This is a genomic window from Rhizobium sp. NFACC06-2 (genome assembly GCF_900101425.1).
Taxonomy (GTDB): Bacteria; Pseudomonadota; Alphaproteobacteria; order Rhizobiales; family Rhizobiaceae; genus Agrobacterium; species Agrobacterium leguminum.
The window spans coordinates 96,997-114,929 of sequence record NZ_FMVA01000012.1 but is presented as its reverse complement, the minus strand read 5'-3'; the positions used below and the strand labels follow the sequence as shown (position 1 = coordinate 114,929).

At 60.9% G+C, this 17,933-nt stretch carries 18 protein-coding genes and 1 pseudogene; 8 read left to right on the top strand and 11 right to left on the bottom strand.

What is annotated here, in order from left to right; translation table 11 throughout:
* Positions 1–3 precede the first annotated feature (3 nt).
* The 4 genes from F3H58_RS19700 (at position 4) to F3H58_RS19685 (ending at position 4,508) form a co-directional block, all read left to right on the top strand.
* A complete protein-coding gene (locus F3H58_RS19700) occupies positions 4–294 on the top strand; it encodes a XapX domain-containing protein (protein WP_149743407.1) in 291 nt (96 codons plus the stop codon).
* Complete coding sequence (locus F3H58_RS19695; protein WP_149743406.1) at positions 294–2,276, top strand: amidohydrolase; 1,983 nt, start codon at positions 294–296, stop codon at positions 2,274–2,276. The genes F3H58_RS19700 and F3H58_RS19695 overlap by 1 nt, the downstream gene beginning before the upstream one ends.
* 196 nt (positions 2,277–2,472) lie before the next feature.
* Positions 2,473–2,913, top strand: coding sequence for a DoxX family protein (locus F3H58_RS19690; RefSeq protein ID WP_149743405.1), 441 nt, complete (start codon positions 2,473–2,475; stop codon positions 2,911–2,913).
* Positions 2,910–4,508: an MFS transporter gene (locus tag F3H58_RS19685; protein WP_149743404.1), complete on the top strand. Its 1,599-nt coding sequence runs from the start codon at positions 2,910–2,912 to the stop codon at positions 4,506–4,508. The genes F3H58_RS19690 and F3H58_RS19685 overlap by 4 nt, the downstream gene beginning before the upstream one ends.
* Positions 4,509–4,562: 54 nt before the next feature.
* Here F3H58_RS19685 and F3H58_RS19680 read toward each other — a convergent pair whose 3' ends face one another.
* The gene (locus F3H58_RS19680) at positions 4,563–5,339 is read right to left on the bottom strand and encodes a pyrroline-5-carboxylate reductase (RefSeq protein WP_149743403.1); all 777 of its coding nucleotides are present in this window, start codon (positions 5,337–5,339) and stop codon (positions 4,563–4,565) included.
* Between the two features lie 160 nt (positions 5,340–5,499).
* A complete protein-coding gene (locus F3H58_RS19675) occupies positions 5,500–6,381 on the bottom strand; it encodes an alpha/beta hydrolase family protein (RefSeq protein WP_149743402.1) in 882 nt (293 codons plus the stop codon).
* A 78-nt stretch (positions 6,382–6,459) separates the two neighbouring features.
* Between F3H58_RS19675 and F3H58_RS19670 the strand changes: the two genes are divergently transcribed.
* Together F3H58_RS19670 and F3H58_RS19665 are read left to right on the top strand one after the other, a co-directional pair.
* Positions 6,460–7,011 carry a TetR/AcrR family transcriptional regulator gene (locus tag F3H58_RS19670; protein WP_149743401.1) on the top strand — a complete coding sequence of 184 codons (552 nt, stop codon included), beginning with the start codon at positions 6,460–6,462 and terminating at the stop codon, positions 7,009–7,011.
* A 142-nt stretch (positions 7,012–7,153) separates the two neighbouring features.
* Positions 7,154–7,309 (top strand): annotated as a pseudogene (locus F3H58_RS19665) (exonuclease); the annotation flags it as partial.
* A gap of 77 nt (positions 7,310–7,386) precedes the next feature.
* Here the strand turns inward: F3H58_RS19665 and F3H58_RS19660 are convergent.
* On the bottom strand, positions 7,387–8,241 hold the full coding sequence (locus F3H58_RS19660; RefSeq protein WP_003522061.1) for a LysR family transcriptional regulator: 855 nt from the start codon (positions 8,239–8,241) through the stop codon (positions 7,387–7,389).
* A gap of 130 nt (positions 8,242–8,371) precedes the next feature.
* On the opposite strand from F3H58_RS19660, the gene F3H58_RS19655 reads away from it, so the two are divergent.
* Positions 8,372–9,892, top strand: coding sequence for an MFS transporter (locus F3H58_RS19655; protein WP_149743400.1), 1,521 nt, complete (start codon positions 8,372–8,374; stop codon positions 9,890–9,892).
* A 29-nt stretch (positions 9,893–9,921) separates the two neighbouring features.
* Here F3H58_RS19655 and F3H58_RS19650 read toward each other — a convergent pair whose 3' ends face one another.
* From F3H58_RS19650 to F3H58_RS19640, 3 genes are all read right to left on the bottom strand, one after another.
* Positions 9,922–10,767, bottom strand: coding sequence for a DUF535 family protein (locus F3H58_RS19650; protein ID WP_286169830.1), 846 nt, complete (start codon positions 10,765–10,767; stop codon positions 9,922–9,924).
* Positions 10,768–11,025: 258 nt separating this feature from the next.
* On the bottom strand, positions 11,026–12,183 hold the full coding sequence (locus F3H58_RS19645) for an ATP-binding protein (RefSeq protein ID WP_149743398.1): 1,158 nt from the start codon (positions 12,181–12,183) through the stop codon (positions 11,026–11,028).
* A complete protein-coding gene (locus F3H58_RS19640) occupies positions 12,180–12,878 on the bottom strand; it encodes a response regulator (RefSeq protein WP_104679815.1) in 699 nt (232 codons plus the stop codon). Before F3H58_RS19640 ends, F3H58_RS19645 begins: the two co-directional genes overlap by 4 nt.
* Before the next feature lie 445 nt (positions 12,879–13,323).
* Between F3H58_RS19640 and F3H58_RS19635 the strand changes: the two genes are divergently transcribed.
* A complete protein-coding gene (locus F3H58_RS19635; protein WP_286169814.1) occupies positions 13,324–13,887 on the top strand; it encodes a phosphatase PAP2 family protein in 564 nt (187 codons plus the stop codon).
* An 86-nt stretch (positions 13,888–13,973) separates the two neighbouring features.
* Here F3H58_RS19635 and F3H58_RS19630 read toward each other — a convergent pair whose 3' ends face one another.
* Genes F3H58_RS19630 through F3H58_RS19610 form a run of 5 tightly spaced genes read right to left on the bottom strand, consistent with a single transcriptional unit; the run spans position 13,974 to position 17,880 of the window.
* Positions 13,974–14,258, bottom strand: a complete 285-nt coding sequence (locus F3H58_RS19630; RefSeq protein ID WP_080857637.1) for a copper-binding protein — start codon at positions 14,256–14,258, stop codon at positions 13,974–13,976.
* Between the two features lie 23 nt (positions 14,259–14,281).
* Complete coding sequence (locus F3H58_RS19625) at positions 14,282–14,758, bottom strand: cupredoxin domain-containing protein (protein WP_149743396.1); 477 nt, start codon at positions 14,756–14,758, stop codon at positions 14,282–14,284.
* A gap of 52 nt (positions 14,759–14,810) precedes the next feature.
* Positions 14,811–16,160 (bottom strand): multicopper oxidase family protein, encoded by a 1,350-nt coding sequence (locus F3H58_RS19620; RefSeq protein WP_080857638.1) that lies wholly within the window; start codon positions 16,158–16,160, stop codon positions 14,811–14,813.
* A 14-nt stretch (positions 16,161–16,174) separates the two neighbouring features.
* Positions 16,175–17,653, bottom strand: a complete 1,479-nt coding sequence (locus F3H58_RS19615) for a TolC family protein (protein ID WP_149743395.1) — start codon at positions 17,651–17,653, stop codon at positions 16,175–16,177.
* The gene (locus tag F3H58_RS19610) at positions 17,650–17,880 is read right to left on the bottom strand and encodes a hypothetical protein (RefSeq protein ID WP_149743394.1); all 231 of its coding nucleotides are present in this window, start codon (positions 17,878–17,880) and stop codon (positions 17,650–17,652) included. Before F3H58_RS19610 ends, F3H58_RS19615 begins: the two co-directional genes overlap by 4 nt.
* Positions 17,881–17,933: the final 53 nt, after the last annotated feature.

The window sequence follows — 17,933 nt, the reverse complement described above, 5'->3', positions numbered from 1 at the left end:
CCCATGAAAGTCTATCTTCTGTCCCTTGGCGCCGGCCTGCTGGTCGGTATCGTTTACAGCCTGCTCAATGTGCGTTCTCCCGCACCGCCCGTCATCGCTCTCGTCGGCCTGCTCGGCATCCTGGTTGGAGAGCAGATCATTCCTTTCGCAAAGACGATTGCCGGCAAGGAACCGGCCGTCGTTTCGTGGATCAACCAGATCAAGCCGCACATGTTCGGCCATATGCCGAAGGGTGGCGCTGAAACCACGGGTTTCGCCGAAGTTAAACAGCCGACCGAGCGGGAGAGAAGCTGATGCCGACACGACGCACCTTTCTTGGCGCGGCCTCGAGCCTTGCCTTTCCGAATCTGTTTTCAACGGCTAAGGCCGCTGATCCCCTCAAGACCGGAGGTTCTTCCATGCATCCAGATACGATCCTTCACAATGGCCGCGTCACGACGCTTGATCGCGGCAATCCCAATGCAACGGCAGTCGCCATCAAGGATGGCCTGTTCCTGGAAGTCGGAAGCGATGCCGAGGTCATGGCCCTTGCCGGGCCGGACACAAAGATCGTCGACCTGAAGGGCAAGCGGGTTATGCCCGGCCTGATCGACAACCACACCCACGTCGTGCGCGGTGGCCTGAACTTCAACATGGAACTGCGCTGGGACGGCGTGCGCTCGCTTGCCGATGCCATGGACATGCTGAAGCGTCAGGTGGCGATTACGCCTGCCCCGCAATGGGTGCGGGTCGTGGGCGGTTTCACCGAGCATCAATTCGTTGAAAAGCGCCTGCCGACCATCGAGGAAATCAATGCGGTGGCGCCGGATACGCCGGTCTTCTTGCTGCATCTTTACGACCGGGCACTGCTGAACGGAGCTGCGCTTCGCGCCGTCGGTTACACCAAGGATACGCCGAACCCGCCCGGCGGCGAGATCACCCGCGATGCGAACGGCAATCCGACTGGCCTGCTGCTCGCCAAGCCGAATGCCGGCATCCTCTATTCGACGCTTGCCAAGGGGCCGAAGCTGCCGCTCGATTATCAGGTCAATTCTACCCGCCACTTCATGCGGGAGCTGAACCGGCTGGGCGTGACGGGCGTGATCGATGCCGGCGGCGGTTTCCAGAATTATCCTGATGATTACGAGGTGATTCAGAAGCTGTCGGATGAGAACCAGATGACGGTCCGTCTGGCCTACAACCTCTTCACGCAGAAGCCTAAACAGGAGAAGGAAGATTTCCTCAACTGGACGTCATCGGTCAAATACAAGCAGGGCAACGACTATTTCCGGCACAATGGCGCAGGCGAAATGCTGGTCTTTTCCGCTGCCGATTTCGAGGATTTCCGCCAGCCGCGCCCGGACATGCCGCCGGAAATGGAAGGCGAGCTCGAAGACGTCGTCCGCATTCTGGCGGAAAACCGCTGGCCGTGGCGTCTGCACGCCACCTATGACGAGACGATTTCGCGGGCGCTGGATGTCTTCGAAAAGGTCAACCGGGACATTCCGCTCGAAGGGCTGAACTGGTTCTTCGATCATGCCGAAACCATCTCCGACCGCTCCATCGACCGTATCGCAGCCCTTGGCGGCGGCATCGCCACCCAGCACCGCATGGCCTATCAGGGCGAATATTTCGTCGAGCGTTACGGCCAGGGCGTGGCGGAAGCCACACCGCCGATTGCGCGGATGCTGGAAAAGGGCGTGAACGTTTCGGCCGGTACGGATGCAACGCGTGTCGCCTCCTATAATCCCTGGGTGTCGCTGTTCTGGATGGTGACGGGCAAGACGGTGGGCGGCATGCAGCTTTATCCGCGCGCCAATTGCCTCGACCGCGAGACGGCGCTGCGCATGTGGACCGAAAAAGTCACCTGGTTCTCGAACGAGGAGGGCAAGAAGGGCCGCATCGAAAAAGGCCAGTTCGCCGATCTCGTGGTGCCGGACAAGGATTATTTCTCCTGCGCGGAAGATGAGATTTCCTTCCTCACCTCGGAACTGACCATGGTGGGCGGCAAGATCGTTTATGGCGCCGGTGACTTCAGAACGCTGGATGAAAGCAATATTCCGCCGGCCATGCCCGACTGGTCGCCTGTGCGCACCTTCGGCGGTTATGCCGCCTGGGGTGAGCCGCAGGGCGCTGGAAAGAATTCACTCAGACGGGCTGCGATCTCCTCCTGCGGCTGCGCCAATGATTGCGGAGTTCACGGCCACGACCACGCCGGCGCATGGACGTCGAAATTGCCGATTGCCGATCTGAAGGGCTTTTTCGGAGCGCTGGGCTGTTCCTGCTGGGCAGTCTGAGCCCGGCCAGCACAAATATCCACCGGGCAGCGGATAGCTGCTGCCCGGCCCAGCGTGAATGGGATAATGTTGCAAATTGCGCAATTATATCGAAACTATTGATGCAATTGTTGGCGGTAATCCTTTGCGCCAATATCGCTCCATCAGATGAACGCAGCGCCGCTCGAACCGACCGGCCAGATCGCAGGAGCAAAAAATGACCGAGCCATCTTCGACCCTTCGCTTTCGCGGGCTTCTCGCGGATATCGTTGCCGCACCCGCCACAAAAACCCTTGCGCTTCTGGCGCTCTGCTCGGCCTATATTCAGGGGCCGCTGACCAAGATCTTCGACTTTCCCGGCGCGATTGCGGAGATGAACCATTTTGGCCTTCAGCCGGCGGTCGCATTCGCTGTCGTCGTCATCCTGTTCGAGCTCACCGCCTCCGCACTGGTGGTGTCGGGCTTCCTGCGCTGGGCCGGTGCGCTGGCGCTTGCAGGCTTCACGCTTCTCGCCACCTTCATCGCTCTGCGCTTCTGGGAAATGGCGCCCGGCATGGACCGCATGATGGCCACCAACGCCTTCTTCGAACATCTTGGCCTTGCCGGTGCCTTCATCATCGTCGCCGCAATCGATCTCACGAAAGGAACAGGCAAATGAGTGCTGCAAAATCCTCCGCGAGCAGCTTTGCTCCCCTTGCACAACCGGTTTTCGCGGTCCTCTGGGCGGCGACGGTGCTCGGCAATACCGGCAGCTTCATGCGCGATGTCGCCAGTTCATGGCTGATGACCGATCTTTCGGCCTCGCCGGCGGCCGTCGCCATGGTTCAGGCGGCCGGAACCCTGCCGATCTTTCTTCTGGCGATCCCGGCCGGCGTGCTGACCGATATTCTCGACCGCCGCAAGTTCCTGATCGCGGTGCAGCTTCTGCTGGCCTCGGTCAGCGTCACCCTCATGGTTCTTTCCCATACCGGCCTGTTGTCCGTCAGCGCGCTGATCGGGCTCACCTTCCTCGGCGGCATCGGCGCGGCGCTGATGGGGCCGACCTGGCAGGCCATCGTGCCGGAACTGGTGAAACGTGAGGACATCAAGAGCGCCGTGGCGCTGAACTCGCTCGGCATCAACATCGCCCGTTCCATCGGCCCGGCCGCCGGCGGCATCCTGCTCGCGGCCTTCGGGGCGGCCTTCACCTATGGCGCCGATGTCGCAAGCTATTTCGTGGTCATCGCTGCGCTTCTATGGTGGCCGCGGGCAAAGAACGCCAATGATGCACTTCAGGAGAATTTCTTCGGTGCATTCCGGGCCGGCCTTCGTTACACCCGCGCCAGCCGGCCGCTGCATGTCGTCCTGCTGCGGGCCGCGATCTTCTTTGCATTCGCCAGTGCCGTCTGGGCGCTGTTGCCTCTGGTCGCCCGGCAATTGCTCGGCGGAGATGCAAGCTTCTACGGTATCCTGCTCGGCGCGGTCGGGGCAGGCGCCATCGGCGGTGCGCTGGTCATGCCGAAGCTGCGCGAACGGTTCGATGCCGATGCCCTGCTGCTGGGTGCGGCTCTCACGACTGCGCTCGTTATGGCCGGGCTGTCCTTTGCGCCGCCAAAGTGGCTTGCCATCGTCATCCTGCTGTTTCTCGGCGGTGCCTGGATCACGGCGCTGACGACGCTGAATGGCGCAGCCCAGGCGATCTTGCCGAACTGGGTGCGCGGCCGCGGTCTCGCTGTCTATCTCACCGTCTTCAACGGCGCGATGACAGCGGGCAGCATCGGCTGGGGTGCGGTGGGCGAAGCCGCGGGCGTGCCGGGCACGTTGCTCATCGGTGCAGCCGGCCTTTTCATTGCGGGTCTCGTCATGCACCGCCTGAAACTGCCTGCCGGCGATGCCGATATGGTGCCGTCCAACCATTGGCCCGAACCGCTCGTGGCCGAGCCGGTGGCCCATGATCGCGGCCCGGTTCTGATCCTCATCGAATATAATGTCGAAAAGCATCACCGCTCCGCTTTCCTGCATGCACTGGATGAGCTTTCCCAGGAACGTCGCCGCGATGGCGCCTATGGCTGGGGCGTGACGGAGGACTCCGCCGATCCGCAGAAGATCGTCGAATGGTTTATGGTGGAATCCTGGGCCGAGCATCTGCGTCAGCACAAGCGGGTTTCCCACGCGGATGCGGATTTGCAGGGCAAGGTGCTCGCTTATCATTCCGGGCTGGAAAAGCCGGTGGTGCGGCACTTCCTCACAATCAACCGTCCGGGGAAGGCGTAAAACGGAAAGGGGCCGAAAAGGCCCCTTTTTCGTTGTTGCCACGCGATCGTCCGATTATTGCGTGATCCGCTCCAGCACACGGCTCAGCGCATCTTTCAGCACCCCTGATCCGCCCTTGTTGTCGAAATCCAGCAGCACCTGCTCGTTGAGGCCGCCCTTGGTGGCGAATTCACGGCTGAGATCGATGAAATCCGTCCTGCTTCCGGCAAGCAGGGCCACCTCGGAGAGGCCGGCAAAGAGGGGCGCTAGATAAGCGCGCCCCTTTTCTTCCGGCAGACCGTTCTCGGAAAGCCATTCCGTCGTCGTTTGCATGATGCCGAAATAGGTGGCCATCAAAGCGCTGGCGGCGGCCAGAAGATCATATTCCGCCTTGGTCTCGCATTCCACCGCATTGCCAAGCACGTTGAAAATAGCAGCCGTATCCGTATCGGCAGGATAAATGGCGGTGACGCCCTTGCGCCGGGCGACGAAGGGCAACGGGATCGCCTGGCTGAGACGCACATCCGCGCCGATCCACTCCAGAAGCGCCTCACGGCCGGTTGCGGCAACGACGCTGACGATCTTCTGCCCGTCCCGGAACCGGAGCGGCCGGATGACTTCTTCAGCGATCTGCGGCCGGATAGCCACGGTATCGCAGCCATCGACGATTGCCTGATTATCGCCGGAGACGATCACCTGCGGGAAATCGGCGGCAAGTCTCGCCGAGATATCGGCACTGCGCTGGGACACCATGACATGCGGCACGGCGGCAGGTCTGGCGAGCAGGCCCCTGACCATTGCATCGGTGATGGCTCCTGTTCCGATAAAACCGATTTTCTGGGGAAGTGACATGATTGCTCCGCTACGGCGTTTCGCGTGATGCTAATTTTTCCGTCCGGAATTGTCGACAAGCAGAGGGGGAAATTTGCGGTCGAGGCGGAGCCGCGCCCGGTTTATGCCGGCTGATCGATACGTTCAAGGACCGGAACACGGCTATTCGGGCGTCGTAAAATCAATGTGCATCCTTCCCGGCGCGTGTTTCTTCCAGCCCCAATATCGCCGGCCATGCCGGTGCTGCACGCTCTGACATGACCTCGATATGGCGCAGCGAGGTGAGGCCGAATTCTTCCGGGCGCAGGGTTCTGCGGTTGACGCTTCCCTGCGGGAAAACGTCGGCATAACGCCAGACGGCGGCGGGCGGCACCACCACATCGTCTGCCATCGTCATCATGCGCAGATCGAAGCGGGTGGCGGAAAAATCCGGTTCTGGCAGTGATTTGCCGATATCGCGCCGGAAGAAATCCCGGCTCGTGCACCAGCGCCGCCATTGCCAGTAGATTCCGGCGGGCAGATCCGCCCCCAGCAGCAGCCTTCGGCCGGGAAGGTAGCCGGCGAGTGTCGTGCTGACAGGCCCGAGCAGATACCAGAAGGCGATGACCGTGGGCCGATAGGTCCATGGATGGTCGCTGACATGGGCAAAGCCCGAACCGATGGTGATGACACGCTCGAGCCGTTCGTCATGGCGTCGAAAAGGAAATGTCAGTCCGCCAAGGGAGTGGCCGAGCAGCCAGAGGGGGCCTTCCGGTGCGATCCGGCAAAGTGCGGCCTCGGCTGCCGTCTGGTCGGCAATTCCCCAGTCGGCCATCGTGGCCCGGCTTTCGCGGACGGGGCGTTGTCGGGACGCGCCGAAATCGCGATAATCATAGGTCAGGACACCGATGCCCTGAGCGGCTGCCCATGTGGCGAAGGCGCGATAATAGCGCGCCGGAACACCCGTTGCGCCGTGAAGGACAAGATGCGCGCGGGTTGGCCCCCTGGGCGGAAAGAACCGGCCGGCGAGCCTGTGCCCTTCCGAAACAATGTCAATCTCCCGGCTCTCTGCAATATCAGTCATCCATCCCTTCCTCCTCCTGGACCGTTTGGTCTAATAACATCTCTGGACCAAACGGTCTACGGCGCTTAAAACAGGCGAATGGACGAAAGCAAGAACCGCCACGCTTTGATACGAGCCACCTCCGCGCTGTTTCGACGGCGCGGTTATGCCGGCGTGGGACTGGCTGAAATTCTTGCGGAGACGGGCCTGCCGAAAGGCTCTCTCTATTATCATTTTCCCGGTGGCAAGGAGCAGCTTGCCGCCGAGGCGACGCGCTGGGCGGGCCGCAAGGTGGCAGAGCTGATCGAAGCGAGTTTCGAGGACGCGGAGAGCTTCGCTTCGGGCTCCGTCGCGCTGTGCCGTGCGATAGCCCGCCTCTCCCAGGAAAATGGCCGCATCATGGGTTGCCCGGTGCTCAGCATCGTTCAGGCCGGCGATGAAAAGCCCGATTTGCGCCAGATCGGTGCGGATGTGCTCAATGACTGGACCGCAAGGATCGCAGCTCAGGCAAGGCGCCTGGGCAGTCACGATCCGCAGACCGATGCCGAAAGACTGGTGATCGGGCTGCAGGGCGCGTGGGTTGTTTCACTGGCCCGCCAAGATGTCACGTCGTTTAAGACACTGGAGAGCAGCCTGCTTCAGTCTGTCTAGGCGTATGCCGGCGTTTTCACGCGGAGGCCTGATCGGAGCCATCGGTGGTCCCGGTTGCTGAAGGCCGGGAAGCGGATGAAAAGCACGGCTACCTTAGACTGATCGTGCTTGTTGTCGTTGCTCAAGGACAGGGGAATCATCGATGAAAAAAGCAATCATATTCGACTGCGAGTTCCTCTGCCTGGAAGGTTCCCAGCGCAGGTTCTGGTGTGCGGCTCATGATCCCGATCCGGTCATTGCGCAGATCGGCGCCGTCAGACTTGGGCTGGAGGGCGATTTTCCGCTTTCAGTTTCCTATACGCTGCAACTTCTGCTGAGGGGCGGAAAACTGAGGCCGGAGGTGTTCGGCGTTTAGCCGGTGTCAAACGGATTGCGTCACGATCCCGGCCGATGTTCGCGAAAGGCGGCGGCAAGCGTGCGTAAGGCTTCCCGGGATCTGCTGTCCGTGAGGGTGGAAAACATGATGATTTCCGTGGAGGGCAGAGGCGGCAGGCCAAAACGCTGGCTGACCTCCACTGTGCCGGGCGGTGCGAGGCGGGAGGAGAAGGCGGAAACCGCGAGCCCGGCCGAGACGGCAGCGGTCACCATCGACGATGTGCCGCCAAGAAACACCTCCGTCCACGCAATCGCAGCCGCATCCAGGGCGCGGGTGGCGATGTCACGCACGCCACAGGCGGGCGAGAGCGCCGCCAGCCGCAGCGGTTCACCCTGACGGTGTTCGAACTGCGGGGTTGCATACCAGCCGAAATGTTCCGGCCCGAGCACCTCGCCGTCGCGCCGGTCATCCTCGCGCCGGATGATTGCCGCATCGATCTCTCCACGGTCGAAGGCGTCCAGCAGGGATCGGGAATGATCCATGCGCACTTCAATCGTAAGCCCGGGGTCGTGGTCGTTGAGGCGTGCAAGCAGGGTCGGAACCTCCGGTCCCGCCACATGGGCGGCAATGCCAAGGCCGAAGCGGCGGCGCGGGGAGGAAAGACCCGCCAGCGCCCGGTCATGCGCGGCGAGAAACTCGCGGGCGGGCGCCAGAAACACCGCACCCTGCGCTGAAAGCCGTACTGAGCGCGGCGTGCGTTCGAGCAGCCGCTGGCCGAGCCTGTCTTCCAGCCGCTTGAGCTTGACGCTGATGGCGCCCTGGGTGGTGCCGAGCGCTTCGGCAGCGCGGGTGAAGCTCTGCATATCGGCGATGGTGACGAAGGCCTCGACGGCCTCCACATCCAGCGTGCTCATATCGATTATTCCAATTTGTTGTCTCTGAAATAGCCAATCATCCAATTCAGTTATGGTCAAGCTTTGTCTAGCGTGCCTCCTCCACAGATCGGTTTTCGCAAGTGCGGGCCGACCCATGAAAGGCTGAAGAATGACCCTTGCCGTTGCCGCACCCGCAAGCAGCAGAAGCGCCATGGCGCTCGCTGCCGTTTGTCTCTCCGCTCTGATGTTCGGACTGGAAATTTCCAGCGTTCCGGCGATCCTGCCAACACTCGAACAGGTGCTGCATGCGGATTTCCGCCAGCTTCAGTGGATCATGAACGCCTATACGATCGGCGTGACGATGGTGCTGATGGCGACGGGCGCGCTGGCAGATCGCTTCGGCCGCAAACGTGTCTTTATCGCCAGCATCGCCGCTTTCGCGCTTTCCTCTCTGGCCTGCGGAATGACGGAAAACGTCTCGGTGCTGATCGGCGCCCGTTTCCTTCAGGGGCTGAGCGGCGGGGCGATGCTGGTGTGCCAGATCGCCATCCTGTCGCATCAGTTCCGCACGGCCCGCGAACGCGGTATGGCGTTCGGCTGGTGGGGCATCGTCTCGGGCGTGGGGCTGGGCTTCGGCCCGATCATCGGCGGCGCCATCGTTGCGCTGTGGAGCTGGGAATGGGTGTTCCTCGTTCACGTCGTGCTTGGCGCGGGAACATGGCTGCTTGCCGTGGGTGGCGTCGGAGAATCGCGCGATCCGGAGGCGGCGCGTCTCGATCTTGCCGGCATGGTCACCCTTTCGGTCGCCGTTTTTTGCCTTGCCTTTTTCATCACCCAGGGGCCCGCGCTCGGTTTTGTGAGCCCGGCGGCGCTTCTGATCCTCGGCGTCGCGGCTGCAAGCTTCATTGCCTTCGTGATTGCTGAAAAGCTTAGTTCAAGACCGATGTTCGACTTCTCCGTGTTTCGCATCCGGCCTTTTTCCGGGGCGATCATCGGTTCGGCGGCGATGAATATCAGCTTCTGGCCGTTCATGATCTATCTGCCGATCTGGTTTCAGGCGGGCCTCGGTTATGACAGCGTGACCGCCGGCCTCGGCCTGCTTGCCTATACGCTGCCGGCGCTGGTGGTGCCGCCGCTGGCGGAGCGCCTGTCGCTGCGCTATCAGCCGCGGCTCGTCATTCCGGCCGGGCTGTTCACCATCGGCCTCGGTTTCATGCTGATGAAATTGGGAAGCGGCATCGAAAATGCGAGCTGGCTCAACATGCTACCCGGCTGCATCCTCGCCGGTATCGGGCTCGGGCTGACCAATACGCCTGTTACCAACACCACCACGGGCGCGGTTTCCCCCGCCCGTTCCGGCATGGCCTCGGGCATCGACATGAGCGCACGGATGATTTCGCTCGCCATCAACATCCCGATCATGGGCTTTATTCTGGTCGAGGGCGTCCGGGCTTCGCTTCGGGCGAACCTGCCGCCCGCTGCGGATGTGCATGAATTGCAGTCGCTGGCGGAAAAGATCGCGGCGGGAACTGCCGGCGCCTCGGCGCAGGGCGTTTCGGAAGAACTCGTCCATCGGGCGCTTGCGGATGGGTTCGGTCTCGTCATGCTCTATGCCGGCATCAGTGTCTGGCTGCTCGCCGCCCTCAGCTTCACGATCTTCGGCCCGGCGCGAAAACCTGCTCATGACTAGCGCGACGTCCAGGCAACCTGGGACGAGCCTCAGGCGCTTTCGTTTATTCTGGCTTCGGCGAGACGTTTGCCGAGGTTGAAAAAAGTGAGCTTCATATGGCTGCGTTTATCTCCACCCTCAAGGCTGGAGAAGGGTACTTTGAAACCGAATATTTCATCCGGCTCGCCAGAGCGTTCCCGCCAGAAAGCATCGATGTTCGAAACCATCATTTTTTGCCGCCGGGCGCGCCGGTAACGGATGGGGTGCCTGGAATGGGCGACAGCGAAATAGCCAGGTGCACCCTCGGCGGCGAGGCCTTGCAGAACCATGAGTGCAGCCTCCTTCGGACGAAGCCCCGAGAGGTCGCGCGTCATCGACACCATTTGCTCTTTCGCGGCGCGCAGACCCTGCATGCCGCCAACGACAATCGTGTGGTTCTGTGTCTCGCGCCCTTCAACGAAAGTGAATGTTGCTGTCCAGAGAATGGTGTTGTCATGGCTGCGAATGAGTCTGACGGAAAAAGCACCCTCGTGCCGGCCGCCGCAGCAATCCGCGAGCGCCAGTATGCATCGATATTCATCATTCCGGCCGCGAACCGTGCCCATATCAATGGTTTTTCCCGCCCACAGCCCGGCCATGACGCTCCTGGAAAAATGCCGGTCCGCAATTGCGAAATTATCCATGAGAAAAACCAGCCGTCTCTTCCGGGAAACTTTATTGATGAGGAGTTTCGACAGGGGTTTCTGGAGAAGGTCGTCATGCGGGAGCGGCAATTTTCGCTCTGCTGAAAAATCCGCCAGAAACCGCCACCACCGAAAGGTGACCAATGGATTGGCCGCAAAACGCAGCCAGAAAAGGACCGCCCGCTTCCAGTAGGCACGCCGGGCAAAGGTCATAATTCTCCAGAGCAACAAAAAACGGGGTGTTTCCGAAACCGTCTGGGCCACATCATCCGTGACCGGGAGTTTCTCTGCCAGAACGGCAGCATCTTGAATGCGCGACATAAATGGGCTTCCGGCAGAACATGGCGTTCAGCCGGGGCATGAGCCGGAATTGTCAAGATTCTATCGAGAAACGGCCTGCCCTACGTGAAGACCGGTTTGTTGCCTCAGCGCAAAACAAGCAACCGCAAAGAGACGGTTGGCCGGGAGATTTCAGGAGGTTTTCCCAAAGACAACCGTCACGATAGTTCCGCCGTCCGGTCGCGTCTTTATCTGCAGATCGCTGTCATGCGCCCGAGCGATTGCGCGGGCAATCGACAGGCCGAGGCCCGTGCCACCGGTTTTGCGCGCGCGCGACGGTTCCATCCGCCAGAAAAGTTCGATGCCGTGCGCCTCGACGCCAGCGGGAAAGCCCGGCCCCATATCCTCGATCGCGACAAAGGCGCGCCCGTCCTGAAGCCCGGTCGAACAGCGCAGAAACCCGCCGCTCGCCGCGTAGCGGCGCACATTATCCATCAGGATCAATAGCAGCTGCCGAAGGCGTTGGCGGTCGCCGCAAATGGGTGCGGGCTCCAGCGACATATCGATATCGATGTCGGCCTCATCCATCAGCGGCCGCGCCGCTTCAGCCACGGCCGCGCATTCGGCGGCAAGATCAAGCGGCTGCGTGTCTTTGACGAGGCTGTTGGTTTCTGCCAGGGAAAGTGTGCGCAAATCATCGACAAGACGCGCCAGCCCCTCCACATGGACGATGAGGTGGCGAATGGCTTGCTTGTCGAGGGGAAAGACATCATCCGCGATGCCGTGCAAACGGCCCTGCAGGATCGTCAGCGGTGTGCGCAATTCATGGGCCACCGCCATGGTGTTGAACTTCAGCCGGCGCTCCATCATCTGAAGTTCCCGCGTCAGACTCTCGAAACTGTCGACCAGAAATGCGACTTCGGCGATGGGGTTGGCCTTGATCTTTGCGCCTCCGCTGAAATCGCCGGTCGCCATGCGCCGAGCAGCATCGGCAAGTTCGCCAAGAGGTGCCGCAATGCGCCGGGAGATGAAATAACCGAGCAGGCTGCACAGAAGGACAGCGAGCAATCCGAAGAGGAATACCGATTTGATAAGCTCGTTATCCGCCTCATCCTCCAGGCCCGGCAAAACCTCGATAAGGGCCTGAAGCTGGCGCTGATCCGGCATCACGCCCCGGTCGATATCCGAGAAGGCCTTGGAGGCATCGGACGACAGCTGGGCGATGATGCGCTCTTCAATATTGTCCGCATACCAGGAAACGCCGAAATAGACCAACGCGACGGCAAAGATGAGCATCGTGGTGATCGTGATAGCCGTCATCGTGCGCAGGCGCAGTCGCCAGGGTTTCATGGTTTCTGCTCCCCGGCCAGCCGATAACCGACGCTGCGCACCGAGACCAGATAACCGCAGGCGCCATGATCGGCCAGTTTCTTGCGCAGATTGGCGATGTGCGTGTCGATGGTGCGCGCCAGCGCATCGCTTTCCGGCAGGCAGGCATCCAGAATATCGGCGCGCTGAAAGGCGTGGGTGGGGCGGCGCGTCATATGGGCGAGTATCCTGAACTCGCTCAGCGTCAGGGGCAGAACGGTTCGTCCCCCATCGCCGCAAACGGCCGCGACATAGGCTTCGGTGTCTACTTCAATGGCCCCGAAGCGTAAGACCCCATCGGCGGCAGGCTGTCGCGTGCGTTTCAGCACGGCATTCACCCGCGCGATCAATTCGTGGGGATTGAAAGGTTTGACGATGTAATCGTCAGCGCCGAGGCGAAGGCCGGTCAGCTTGTCCATATCCTCCGCAAGGGAGGTGACCATGATGACAGGCGTATCCCGTTCCCGCCGTATGCGGTTCAACACCTCGATGCCATCGAACTTCGGCAGGCGAATGTCGAGGAGAACCAGATCCGGTCTCAGCATGGAGAAATGCGTCAGCGCTATTTCTCCATCACTCGCCCTGACGGTTCTGTATCCTTCGCGAATGAGATAGGCGTCCAGAATCTGAATAATATCGGGGTCGTCTTCGACGATCAGAATAAGCCCTTTGTCCATACTCGATCCGCAAATCTGCTTCTGTAAACCGTGGTAACGCCGGGACGCTAAGCGGATGCGAAACATCGGGCAAGAGCCTCCATCCCCGAATAAACACTGTCAGTGCCGCTTTCCTTGCAGTCTTGTCTCTTTCTCCGCAAAGCCTTGACATTTCTGCGGAAGAGAACTGGCCATGCACCAGCCTCTCGCCAGTAAGACCAACCGGAAAAAGCGGAATTGGACCCGGAGGTCGAAATTTCGCGCAGGCGCCATCCATGTCGCCCGTCAGGCTTTTTTGCGTGCCGCCGGCAGTTCCTCCCTGCTGGCTCTTCTGGTCGCTTTTGCGATGATGATTGTCTTCACGATCAGGTCGGATATCGATCTTGAGGTGAGCCGGCAATTCTGGACGGACGGTTTCCACCTTGGCGAGGATGAGTTCCTCATTTCCGTCCGAGATCTGAACCGCATGCTTCCGCCGGTTTTGTTGTCGGGGCTGGTGTGCATGCTTGTCCTCATGCCATTTTCGGGCGGCCTGCACCGGGTTTTTCCTCCGCACAAGCTGCTGCTTATTGGCGTCTTTTTTGCTCTGGGACCGGGTGCCACGGTTCATATACTGAAAAACGCGTTTGGCAGGGCAAGACCGCGCCATCTTGGCGAGTTCGGGGGAGACCTGTTGTTTACACCGGTTCTTTCCCTTGACGGTGGCTGCGCCCGAAATTGCTCTTTTCCTTCCGGTGAAAGCGCTTCCGCAGCCGCTCTTCTCGCCTTCACCATTCTCCTGCCAGAGAAATTTCGCCTGATCGGCATCGCGATACTGGCGCCATTCATCGTGATTGTCTCCCTGAACAGGGTGGCAATGGGCGCTCACTTCCTCTCCGATGTCCTGATTGCATGGCCCTTGATGCTCGCGGTATTCCTTCTGCTCCAGCGGCCGTTCATGAACAATCGACGGGCGATAGACGCGGCCTTCTCGCGCAAGGTCGACGGGACGCGGCCCACCGCGGAAACAAGGCCATTTGCGGAACAATAAGGCGGAGGAGAATCCCATCTGCCCAATATCAAAAGGGCAGCGGAAAACCGCTGCCCCTGCTGTTTCTTGCCGAGCGACCGGAGGCCTTATTTCACCTGGGCGACGACCAGCTTGCCGTCGGCGCGTTCGGCGACGAACTCGATATTGGCGCCTTCCTTGAGCTTGGCGAGGATCGCATCGTCCTTGACGCGGAACACCATCGTCATGGCCGGCATGTCGAGGTTCTTCAGTTCTTCATGGATGATGGTGACCTTCTTGGCCGCGGCATCGACCTTCTTTACTGTTCCCTTGGTGAATTCCTCTGCGAATGCGCTGAAGGGAGCGGTGAGCAGGAGTGCTGCTGCAACGGTGATTTTAACGATGGTCTTCATGGTCAGATTCCTTTGTTGCCGGGTTACTTTGCAGAAACTTTGAGATCGCCGCGCATGCCGGCCTCGTAATGTCCGGGTTTCAGGCAGGCGAATTCGAACATGCCGTCATTGGTGAATTTCCAGATGATTTCGCCGCTTTCGCCGGGCGCGAGGCTGATCGCGTTCGGATTGTCGTGCTCCATCTCCGGAGCCTTCTCCATGGCGGCCTTGTGCTCCAGATTGGCCTTCTGTTCGTCGAGAATGAATTCATGGTCCAGTTCGCCGACATTCTTGATGGCGAAGCGGACTGTCTTGCCTTTCTTGAAGTCGAACTTGGCAGGCGTGAACAGCATCTTGCCGTCAGGCGTTTCCTTCATCGTCACCTGAATGGTCTGGGTCACCTTGGCCTTGTCGCCCGGTTCGCCGATCGCCATCGCTTCATGGCCGCCGCCGTGAGTGCCCGATGCAAGGGCGGGCGTGGCGAGAGCGGTGAGAAGCAGTGCAATTTTCAGTTTGGTCATTCCATATTTCCTTGATTTTGGTGGGGTTCTTGTGGGGTTGGGGTCTGCGCGATCAGCCGTGTTTCATCGGTTTCGGCGTGATCTGCGTTTTGGGGTCATTGGTCTTGGTCGTATCCGGCAACTCGCCGGTCCATTCCCAGGCCTGGGTTCCGGGCGGGTTTTCGTACCAGCCGGGATCTGAGTAATCGCCCGCGGAGATGCCTTCGCGGACCTTCACCACGGAGAACATGCCGCCCATCTCGATGGGGCCGTGCGGACCCCAACCGGTCATCATGGGTACGGTATTCTCAGGGATTTCCATTTCCATCGCGCCCATATCGGCCATGCCGGCGGTGCCCATCGGCATATATTCCGGCCGCACCTTGCGGATTTTCTCTGCGACGCTCTTCTTGTCGACGCCGATGAAGGTCGGGACGTCATGTCCCATCGCATTCATCGTATGGTGCGACTTGTGGCAATGGATCGCCCAGTCGCCGACATATTTGGCGTCGAATTCATAGGCCCGCATCGCACCCACGGGGATATCGATGCTCACCTCCGGCCAGCGCGCCTCGGGCCGCACCCAGCCGCCGTCCGTGCAGGTCACTTCGAAATCGTAACCGTGCATGTGGATCGGATGGTTGGTCATGGTCAGGTTGCCGACGCGCACGCGCACCCGGTCGTCCTTGGAAACCACCAGCGGATCGATGCCCGGAAACACCCGGCTGTTCCATGACCACAGATTGAAGTCGGTCATGGTCATGATCTTCGGCACATAGGAGCCGGGATCGATGTCGAAGGCGTTGATGAGGAACACGAAATCGCGGTCTACCGGCATGAAGGCAGGGTCCTTCGGATGGATCACGAAGAAGCCCATCATGCCCATCGCCATCTGCACCATCTCGTCCGAATGCGGGTGGTACATGAAGGTGCCGGATTTCACGAGATCGAACTCGTAGACGAAGGTTTTGCCAACCGGGATATGCGGCTGCGACAACCCGCCGACGCCGTCCATGCCGGACGGCAGGATCATGCCGTGCCAGTGGATCGTCGTATGTTCCGGCAGCTTGTTGGTCACGAAAATACGCACCCGGTCGCCTTCGACGGCCTCGATGGTCGGGCCGGGCGACTGACCGTTATAACCCCAGAGGCGGGCGGTCATGCCCTCCGCCATTTCGCGCTCCACCGGCTCGGCGACAAGGTGGAATTCCTTGACGCCGTTGTTCATCCGGAAGGGCAGGGTCCAGCCGTTCAAGGTGACGACGGGGTTGTAGTCCGGGCCGGTGGTGGGCTTGACCGGGGCCTGGGTCGCAGCCGTTTCCATCACTGCCGCTTCCGGCAGGCTGGTGTTGGATGTTTTCGCCCAGGCCGCCGAGGAGACCATTGCGGCGCCGACACCCAGAAAGTTTCTTCTGTTAAACATGGTCGTTTCCTTTCTCAGTGTCCGCCACCGCCGCCGCCAGCGGCGGCAACTTCGGTCTCCGCGCCCGCCGCAGCACCCGTGCCGCCACCGTAAATGGCGGGAGCGAGGCTGGCCTCGGCGAGCCAGAAGTCACGTTTCGCATTGATGGCGAGCAGGCTTGAATTGACCTTTTCCCGGCTGTCGGCCAGAAGCTCGAAGGTGTTGGTGATCATGCCGTTATAGGTCAGCAGCGACTGCTCCTCGATTTTGGTGCGCAGCGGTACCACGCTGTTGCGGTAATGCCGGGCGATGTCGTAGTTCGAACGATAGGCCTGATAGGCGGAGCGGGCTTCCGAGCGGACATTGACCGCCTTTTCCGCCAGCAGGTTTGCCGCGCGCATATAGGCGAGTTCGGATTCCCGCATGCGCGCCTGACCGGAATCGAAGATCGGAATGACGAATTCCAGCTCGGCATTGCCGGTGGTCTGCTTGTGGATTTCGCCGTCTTCCACCTCACGCTCGGTCTCGAAGCCGGAACGGATTTCGAGATCGGTCACGTATCGGGTGGCTTCGGTGAGCTTGAACGACCGGGCGGTCGCCTCCAGATCGAGCTTTGCCATCTGCAGATCCACGCGGCGCTGCAGCGCCTCGGCCTCGATCATGTCCCGTTTGGTAAGCGCCTTCGGAAGCGGGGGCAGGCGGTTGGGAATGGTGTATTCGATATCCGCTCCCCACAGTCCCATGAGCCGGGTCAGTTCCTCCTTGGCAAGACGGGCCTCAAGCCGCGCCCTGGCGATCTGGCCGGTCAACTCGGCGTAAAAGACCTGTTCGCGGGCCTGGCCCTCCTTGTTGAGCGAACCCGCCTCGCCGAGTTTCACGGCAAGTTCGGAGGCGGCATCCGCTGCGGTCTGTGCCTGCGCCAGCTGGCCGACATTTTCCCATGCCGCCACCGCGGTAATCCAGGCGCGGCGGGTATCGGCCGCCAGTTGCAGCGTCTTCAGCGCGGCGCCTAACTGCGCCTTGCGGAAGCCGGTATCGGCGATCTCGACATTTTTCTTGAGGGTAGCCAGCGCCAGAATATTGGTGACGACGACACCCTCGATCGCCTGATAGGCCCTGAGCCCCGGGGTGCCGATCCCCGTCAGCCCGATGCCGACCCGCGGATTGACCAGCATGGTCGATTGCCATGCGGTGGCGGCGGATTCGCCGAGATCGGCATAGGCTGCCTGAAGGCCCTTGTTGTTCAGGAGCGCAACCTGCACCGCTGTCTCGACATCGAGACTTTTGCCGGCGGCCATCAGCGATTTGACGCGGGCCTGCGTCGCCTGCGCCTCGGCCCGGTTCTGCACCCAGACCGCCTGCTTGCCTGTCGCCTCGGATGTCCTGGCCGAAACATTGGTGAAACCGGCGTCACGCGACGCATATTGGGCGGCCGTGACACAGCCGCCGAGAAGAAACGGCAGGCAAAGGGCGGTCGCGATTTTCGCTCCCAGTTTGACGGTAAGTATCGTCATGATGCGTCTCCTTTCGGAGCCTGCGCATCGTTCTGGTTACGCCAGGGCTTCGGGTCCACCGGCGCGCGGTGCGTGTAACCCGTGACCGGGGTCTGATAGCGGATGGGGGCCGCGCCGAGCGACGGGTTTGCCGCGTCGTCATAGGAGGCGGCGTCGTTCATCAGGGATGTGGCCGTGCAGCCGCCCAGAAGCAGGGGCGCCGCAACCACAATGTAAATTGGGTTCATGGGTATTTTCCGAACAGGAGATGCAACGGCGCGACGGCGCTAAAGCCGCTCAC

Coding starts and splice junctions, on each gene's coding strand:
- F3H58_RS19630 (WP_080857637.1), bottom strand. CDS start 14,258: ATGAAGACCATCGTTAAAATCACCGTTGCAGCAGCACTCCTGCTCACC.
- F3H58_RS19655 (WP_149743400.1), top strand. CDS start 8,372: ATGACCCTTGCCGTTGCCGCACCCGCAAGCAGCAGAAGCGCCATGGCG.
- F3H58_RS19680 (WP_149743403.1), bottom strand. CDS start 5,339: ATGTCACTTCCCCAGAAAATCGGTTTTATCGGAACAGGAGCCATCACC.
- F3H58_RS19670 (WP_149743401.1), top strand. CDS start 6,460: ATGGACGAAAGCAAGAACCGCCACGCTTTGATACGAGCCACCTCCGCG.
- F3H58_RS19700 (WP_149743407.1), top strand. CDS start 4: ATGAAAGTCTATCTTCTGTCCCTTGGCGCCGGCCTGCTGGTCGGTATC.
- F3H58_RS19640 (WP_104679815.1), bottom strand. CDS start 12,878: ATGGACAAAGGGCTTATTCTGATCGTCGAAGACGACCCCGATATTATT.
- F3H58_RS19685 (WP_149743404.1), top strand. CDS start 2,910: ATGAGTGCTGCAAAATCCTCCGCGAGCAGCTTTGCTCCCCTTGCACAA.
- F3H58_RS19610 (WP_149743394.1), bottom strand. CDS start 17,880: ATGAACCCAATTTACATTGTGGTTGCGGCGCCCCTGCTTCTGGGCGGC.
- F3H58_RS19690 (WP_149743405.1), top strand. CDS start 2,473: ATGACCGAGCCATCTTCGACCCTTCGCTTTCGCGGGCTTCTCGCGGAT.
- F3H58_RS19695 (WP_149743406.1), top strand. CDS start 294: ATGCCGACACGACGCACCTTTCTTGGCGCGGCCTCGAGCCTTGCCTTT.
- F3H58_RS19635 (WP_286169814.1), top strand. CDS start 13,324: ATGCTTCCGCCGGTTTTGTTGTCGGGGCTGGTGTGCATGCTTGTCCTC.
- F3H58_RS19650 (WP_286169830.1), bottom strand. CDS start 10,767: ATGACCTTTGCCCGGCGTGCCTACTGGAAGCGGGCGGTCCTTTTCTGG.
- F3H58_RS19620 (WP_080857638.1), bottom strand. CDS start 16,160: ATGTTTAACAGAAGAAACTTTCTGGGTGTCGGCGCCGCAATGGTCTCC.
- F3H58_RS19625 (WP_149743396.1), bottom strand. CDS start 14,758: ATGACCAAACTGAAAATTGCACTGCTTCTCACCGCTCTCGCCACGCCC.
- F3H58_RS19675 (WP_149743402.1), bottom strand. CDS start 6,381: ATGACTGATATTGCAGAGAGCCGGGAGATTGACATTGTTTCGGAAGGG.
- F3H58_RS19615 (WP_149743395.1), bottom strand. CDS start 17,653: ATGACGATACTTACCGTCAAACTGGGAGCGAAAATCGCGACCGCCCTT.
- F3H58_RS19660 (WP_003522061.1), bottom strand. CDS start 8,241: ATGAGCACGCTGGATGTGGAGGCCGTCGAGGCCTTCGTCACCATCGCC.
- F3H58_RS19645 (WP_149743398.1), bottom strand. CDS start 12,183: ATGAAACCCTGGCGACTGCGCCTGCGCACGATGACGGCTATCACGATC.